This is a genomic window from Brevibacillus sp. AG162, from assembly GCF_006715575.1.
GTDB lineage: Bacteria > Bacillota > Bacilli > Brevibacillales > Brevibacillaceae > Brevibacillus > Brevibacillus brevis.
In genome coordinates, this window is the sequence record NZ_VFNO01000001.1 from 108,061 (window position 1) to 114,839 (window position 6,779).

A 6,779-nucleotide genomic window follows, 5' to 3' on the forward strand; every position below is an offset into this window, starting at 1 on the left:
GACTACATATCGGACAGGATGGAAGGTTTCAATGACGAACTATATAGAGGTGTGGAAGAAAAAGGAAAGAGGGCGCGTACGCACGCTCCCCTTTTACAAAGGCTTTGAAAGGATTTCAATTCCCACATCAATTGTTTTCTCTACTCCCATAAAGGTTAAAAATATTTTTGCCCTATTTTTGTGCTTATCCACTTTTTTGATGATGCCTTCCAGTCCTTTTAGGGGACCAGATTCGACGATCACCTTTGAATTTTCTAGATAAACTTTTGAATAATCGACAACCTCACCGTTTCCCATGAGTTGGAGTATCGGGGTGATTTCTTTTTCGTCAATGCTCGAATAATAAGTGCCCTCATCTTGCGAATAGTAACTACCGTTATTGACCAAACGCAAACTTCTAGGGATTTTTTTGATTTTATGGAACATTTCGTTAGTCATTTCAGTCTTAATCAGTACATATCCAGGAAAAATATTCTTCATGACATTATACACAATGCCTGACTTTTTCTCAGGAACCAATCTCTTCGGTACAACGGACAATAATGATTGCTCATTAAAATAGAGTCTGAGGTATTTTTGAACGACTTCTTCTTTTCCGGATTCTACGAAGATAGCATACCATTTCAAGGTGGGTAATCCTTTCATTATGAAGTGTATTCGCAAGTATCTAAACCGCTCTAAGTTTCCCCAAAAAATAGGAATGATGTAGTAGATATCTTTTTAAAAAACTGTGGTAGTATACTAAATATATCCAATTTTTTCGTATTGTGCAATAAATGTGATATTATGGTATTAATGGTAAAAATATGGATATTAATCTAAGAAAGTTTCTTATCAAAAGGAAAATCCCTTAGGGAATTTAATCGATGTTTCGGCACGTTAAAGGAACGTAGGGAGGACATACGGAGAAACAGTAGTGTGTAATGTTTATTTACCCACGAACTGGGGAAGCTCTGCCCTTTGGCATAGTAGGAGAACGGAAGGCGGAGATTGGATTGCATGTGTTTCCACAGATCTCTACGAAAGAATTCGTCATAAAAGGTAAGGATAGAGAGTTTCGTGCCAGTTTGTGCATGGGCTACTTTTCAGTTCCCGCAGATTTTTTAAAAATAGTAAAATTCCTGCACCCGAAAGAATTTGAGTACTATTTTCATCTGGAGTTTGAGCGGAGAGTAAAGAGCTACCTGACTGGGAGATATGTCGCCAAAAGAGCCGTTTCGTTTCTGACTGGAGAAGGCAGCTTAGACCGAATATGTATTGAACAGGGCATTCTTCATCACCCTGTCGTGAACCTACCGAATTCAACCCATCTCCAAGTGAGTATCACCCACTGTGATGATCTTGCAGCTGCCATTGCTTTTTCGGAGGAGCTGCCGATGGGGATTGATATAGAGAGAATTAGCGTTGATAGGAATAAAGTTCTGGAGACGCAAATGACTGTGAAAGAGAGCAACTTATTTTCGTACTTGCCATATTCCTATGAAACGACCCTCACTCTTTTCTGGACAGTCAAGGAAGCGTTATCCAAAATTTTGAAGACAGGCTTAACAACTTCTTTTCATATCTATGAAATAAGCCAAGTGGAGGCAAGGGACGGGATTGTTTATAGCCTTTTTGAAAACTTTCCTCAATACCGGACGGCATCCTTTATCCTAGGTGACTTTGTGTGTTCAATCACCTACCCGAAAAAGACAGAGTGGAGTGTTGCTGTAGTAAAGGATGTACTTCAGGAAATAGAATACTCCATGATAAATCGCTTATGAATTCCCCACAAGTGGTCAATTGACCAGGCTGTGGGGAGTTTTCTTTATAAAAACCTTTTATAAAAACAAGGGGTGCATCATACATGGAAAAGCCTGTTGTGTTTATGTTTTCTGGACAAGGGTCTCAGTACTATCAGATGGGGAAAGACCTTTTTGATCAGAATCCGGTATTTCGCAAATGGATGCTTAGGTTAGATGAAAAGGTACATTCCCTGATCGGGGAGTCTGTCCTTGCCCAGTTATATGATGACACGAAGCGTCGAGACGACATATTTGATCGCACCCTTTATACGCATCCTGCCATTTTTATGGTGGAATATGCTCTGGCCCAGGTTCTCATGGAAAGCGGAATAAAGCCCGACTATTGTCTAGGGAGTAGTTTGGGGGAGTTTGCGGCGGCGGCTGTGTCTGGGGTCATGCCAGTGGAAGAATTGCTGCAACTCGTAGTTGAACAAGCCACCCTTTACGAAACGTATTGTCAGAAGGGAAGTATGCTTGCGATTCTCCACAATCCCGATTTGTATGATCAAGACCCGCTATTGCATCGAAATAGTGAGTTGGTAGCGGTGAATTTTCATTCGCATTTTGTCATTGCCGGGAGCAGTCATCAGCTACAACGTATAGAGGATTATGTGAAAGGCAAGGGGATTATTTGTCAACGACTACCCGTATCGTATGCTTTTCACTCCGCTTACATCGATCCGGCTGAACCACATTATCGAGAGGTATTGAAGCATAAATCATTTGGAATTCCCCAGATTCCCTTTGTATCGGGGGTTCATGGTGAACTCATGAAGGAACTGCCAGCTGACTACTTTTGGCAAGTAGTAAGAAAACCGATGCAGCTTCCAAAAGCTGTCCAAGAGCTGGAGAAACACCAAAGCTACATCTATTTGGATTTGGGACCAGCAGGAAATTTGAGTAATTTTACAAAGCGAAATCTGCGGCAAGATTCACAGTCAGAATGCCACTCAATCATCACTCCTTTTAAAAAGGATGGCGAAAATGTAGAGCGCATCAAGCAGCTATTTTCAAATAAAACAAGTAGAAAGGAAGGCAGAAAAATGACCACATATGTTTTCCCAGGACAGGGCTCCCAAATAAAAGGAATGGGGGGCTCTCTTTTTGATGAGTTTCCAGAAATAACGGCCAAGGCTGATCAGATATTAGGTTATTCCATCAAAGAACTATGTCTGCATGATCCAGACAAACAGTTAAGTAAAACCCAGTTTACCCAGCCGGCTTTGTACGTGGTAAATGCGCTTAGCTATCTGAAAAAAGTGAAGGAAACCGGGAAAAAACCTGACTATGTGGCGGGGCACAGCTTGGGTGAGTACAACGCACTTTTTGCATCAGGGGTGTTTGATTTTGAGACAGGGCTGCATTTGGTGAAAAAACGAGGAGAGTTGATGAGTCAGGCCGTCGGCGGGGGGATGGCGGCAGTGATCGGGTTTACTTTGGAGCAAGTGGAACGCGTATTACATGAAAATAATCTAACTGGCATCGATATTGCCAATCACAATTCTCCCTCCCAATTTGTGATTGCTGGTCGGAAAGAAGATATTGACCGTGCCAACCCTGTTTTTCAGGAAGCGGGGGTAAAAGTATACATACCGCTAAAGGTGAGCGGAGCATTCCATTCCCGTTACATGAGCGATGCGAAGCAACGCTTTGAGGACTATTTGAATCAGTTTGCGTTTTCCAGTATGAACATCCCTGTGATATCAAATGTTCACGCAAGACCCTATAAACAGAGCGATGTGAAACGAAATTTGGTTGAGCAAATTACTCACCCAGTAAAATGGAATGACAGTATTCGATATCTCCTGGCCTTGGGGGAAAACGAAATAGAAGAAGTAGGCCCTGGTACTGTGCTGACCAAATTAGTTACTACAATCCGAAATGAAGCAGAGCCGCTGGTCATAGAAGAGGAAGAAGAGAAAGATAACCTGGAGCAAGAGCTATCGAACAGCATGGAGCAGCCAAAAGGGATTACCGCTTTTTCACTGGGAAATCAGCAATTTAAACAGGACTACAAATTAAAATATCCCTACCTGGCAGGAGCGATGTACAAGGGAATTTCATCGGAAAAGCTGGTCATTAAAATGGGGAAAGCTGGGATGATGGGCTTTTTCGGAAGCGGTGGCTTACAGCTAGATAGAATCGAGCGTGCGATCCAACAGATTCAACATGAATTACAGCAAGGCGAGCCGTATGGGATGAATTTGTTGCATCATCCAAGTGACCCATCCATGGAAGAAAGAATCGTTGATCTGTATCTTGCCTATCAAGTGAGGGTGATGGAAGCGTCTGCGTTTATGGCGATTACCCCCGCGTTGATCATCTATCGGGCCAAGGGGTTGAAACGAGGGATGAACGGGCATGTAGAGGCGGCCAATAAAATTTTTGCCAAGGTATCACAGCCTGAGGTAGCGGAAGCTTTTTTAAGTCCCGCACCTGAGTACCTGATAGAAAAATTGGTGCAAGAACATAAGCTTACGAGGGAAGAAGCGAGTCTGTTACGAGAAGTTCCGATGGCGGATGAGTTAACGGTGGAGTCCGATTCTGGAGGAAATACCGATCACGGTGTAGCCTCTGCTTTGATGCCAGCGATGATCAGGCTACGAGATAGCATGATGCAAAAGTATGGATACCGTAAGCCGATTAGAATCGGGGCAGCGGGTGGCATTGGTACTCCTGAGGCTGCTGCGGTCGCTTTCATGCTCGGGGCGGATTATATTGTCACAGGTTCGATTAACCAGTGTACAGTGGAGGCGGCGACCAGCGAGTCGGTGAAGGATTCGTTGCAGTTGGCCAATGTTCAAGACACCGAGTATGCCCCAGCGGGTGAAATGTTTGAAATGGGAGCCAAAATTCAGGTGTTGAAAAAAGGGTTATTCTTTCCAGCGAGAGCGAACAAATTGCACGACCTCTATCGTCAATACAATTCGCTTGATGAAATCGATGAGAAAACCAAGCAGCAGCTTCAGGAAAAGTATTTTAAACGCAGCTTTGAAGAGGTATATGAACAGATGAAAGCCACTTGCCCGCCTCAGGAACTGAAAAGAGCGGAACGAACGCCCAAATACAAGATGGCATTGCTTTTCAAATGGTATTTTAACCGTTGTTTTGACTGGGCTTTAGATGGAGCCGAAAGCTATAAAGTGGATTATCAGATTTACTGCGGTCCTGCGTTAGGTTCTTTTAATCAATGGGTGAAGGGAACGGCTGTTGAAAATTGGAGAGACCGCCATGTTGATCAAATCGGTGAAATGCTGGTCAAGGAGACGGCCAACCTTTTGAATCAGCGTATCCACGCCTTAACAGGTTCAAGCAAGTAAAAAGGAATGACTCTCAAATAAGAAAGGAACTGCGAAAATGAATTTGGAACTAGTAGAATACCATCCTGAAGGCGTTTCTAGCGAAGCGCCTCTTCTTTTTGTGCATGGAGCATGTCATGGAGCATGGTGTTGGGAAAAAAACTTCCTTCCTTATTTTGCGGATAAAGGTTTTTCTTCCTATGCGCTGAGTCTTCGTGGTCACGGTGAAAGTGACGGCTTTGAAAATCTTCATTCCTACACACTACAGGATTACATGGATGATGTTCTTGAAGTGATTGGGCGTCTAAGAAACAAGCCAGTGCTGATCGGACACTCCATGGGCGGAGGCATTGTGCAGAAGATCTTGCACCAGCATCCAGATATAATCTCGGGTATCGTTCTCGTTGCCTCGATTCCTCCGCATGGGGGGATGCGAGACTTGCTTCGATTGATGTTCAGAAATTTTAAAGAAGCTATGCAATTGTTTACATATAACCAAAAAAGAGATGCTTCACTGCTTGCCAATGTCTTTTTTTCCAAGGAGCTGCCGATTGAAAAAAAGGACGAGTGGGTGAAGCTCTTGCAGCCTGAGTCACTGAAAGCAAGAACCGAGATGAATGGAAAAATTGTTCCCAAAACCATCAGTGCAAAAGCTCCGATGCTGGTTCTTGGCTCCAAACAAGATCGGATGATTTCTGAGAAAACAACGCGCCGAATTGGCAAAACATACGGAATCGAACCTGTTTTGTTCCCAAATATCAGTCATGATATGATGCTTGATCCTGAATGGGAAGCCGTTGCTGGTCACATCTTGGCTTTTTTAAACGAATCGATAACGAATGGCGGAGGTAGGGAATAACATGGAAGGTTCTTATCAAATCGCAAACATTGCAACGAATGTTGAGGTAGAAATAGAACGTTTGAAATCTCAGGTGGAGTTGTTTTGGGGGAAAGAGCTTAAGCATTATATCGAGTTTGGTCTGACAGATGGGATGTCGGTCATAGAGCTAGGCTCGGGGCCAGGCTTCGTGATGGAAAAGGTCATGCAGGAGTTTCCAAATGGCAGAGTGACGGGATTGGAGATTGACCCTCTTCTCGTGGATTATTCCAAAAACTATTTGACACAAAAGCAATCTGATCGATTTGAGATCGTCGAGGGATCGATTATGGAAACCGGCTTACCTAGCGATTCCTATGATTTTGCCATTACTCGTCTCGTATTGGAGCATTTACCCGACCCAGTCGGTGCAGTTCGTGAAGTAGCGAGGTTGTTAAAACCAGGTGGCAAAGCGGTATTTATCGACAATGATTTCGAGATGCACATCATGACCACCCCACATGTACCAGAATTGCGAGAGCTGTATGATGCCTACTGTGCGGCACGCTATGCGGAAGGCGGCAACCCGAAAATCGGTCGTGAACTGCCAACGGTCCTCAAGCAAGGTGGACTTGGAAAAATAGATTTCGAAGTCATTTGCGCTCATAGCGAGCTTCTCGGGTACGAAATGTTTCTAAAGTCGGAGGGTGTAGGCATACCAGTGCAGTTGGTGCGTGACGGTTATTTATCCAGCAAGGCGTTGGGCAAGCTATCAGTTGCATGGCGAAACATGCTGAATACGGAAGGTCATTCTATTCTCAGACAGCTATACATGGCTGTTGGTGAGAAATTGGTGTAGAAGAAAGGGGGGAGTCGAGT

The 6,779-nt window shown here is 43.9% G+C and carries 5 protein-coding genes; 4 read left to right on the top strand and 1 reads right to left on the bottom strand.

Going from position 1 to position 6,779, the window contains the following annotated elements; translation table 11 throughout:
• Positions 1-93 precede the first annotated feature (93 nt).
• Positions 94-627: an antiterminator LoaP gene (gene loaP, locus FB479_RS00675; RefSeq protein WP_106653690.1), complete on the bottom strand. Its 534-nt coding sequence runs from the start codon at positions 625-627 to the stop codon at positions 94-96.
• A 749-nt stretch (positions 628-1,376) separates the two neighbouring features.
• Between loaP and FB479_RS30805 the strand changes: the two genes are divergently transcribed.
• The 4 genes from FB479_RS30805 (at position 1,377) to FB479_RS00695 (ending at position 6,759) form a co-directional block, all read left to right on the top strand.
• Positions 1,377-1,763, top strand: a complete 387-nt coding sequence (locus FB479_RS30805) for a 4'-phosphopantetheinyl transferase family protein (protein ID WP_255438237.1) — start codon at positions 1,377-1,379, stop codon at positions 1,761-1,763.
• 83 nt (positions 1,764-1,846) lie between these two features.
• A complete protein-coding gene (fabD, locus tag FB479_RS00685; protein ID WP_142061534.1) occupies positions 1,847-5,104 on the top strand; it encodes an ACP S-malonyltransferase in 3,258 nt (1,085 codons plus the stop codon).
• A gap of 37 nt (positions 5,105-5,141) precedes the next feature.
• A complete protein-coding gene (locus FB479_RS00690) occupies positions 5,142-5,942 on the top strand; it encodes an alpha/beta hydrolase (RefSeq protein ID WP_142061536.1) in 801 nt (266 codons plus the stop codon).
• Between the two features lies 1 nt (position 5,943).
• Positions 5,944-6,759, top strand: a complete 816-nt coding sequence (locus FB479_RS00695; RefSeq protein WP_106653686.1) for a methyltransferase domain-containing protein — start codon at positions 5,944-5,946, stop codon at positions 6,757-6,759.
• The last annotated feature ends 20 nt before the right edge of the window (positions 6,760-6,779 follow it).

Excerpts from the sequence above, each read along its gene's own strand:
- FB479_RS30805 (WP_255438237.1), top strand. The coding sequence starts at position 1,377 with ATGGGGATTGATATAGAGAGAATTAGCGTTGATAGGAATAAAGTTCTG.
- fabD (WP_142061534.1), top strand. The coding sequence starts at position 1,847 with ATGGAAAAGCCTGTTGTGTTTATGTTTTCTGGACAAGGGTCTCAGTAC.
- FB479_RS00690 (WP_142061536.1), top strand. The coding sequence starts at position 5,142 with ATGAATTTGGAACTAGTAGAATACCATCCTGAAGGCGTTTCTAGCGAA.
- FB479_RS00695 (WP_106653686.1), top strand. The coding sequence starts at position 5,944 with ATGGAAGGTTCTTATCAAATCGCAAACATTGCAACGAATGTTGAGGTA.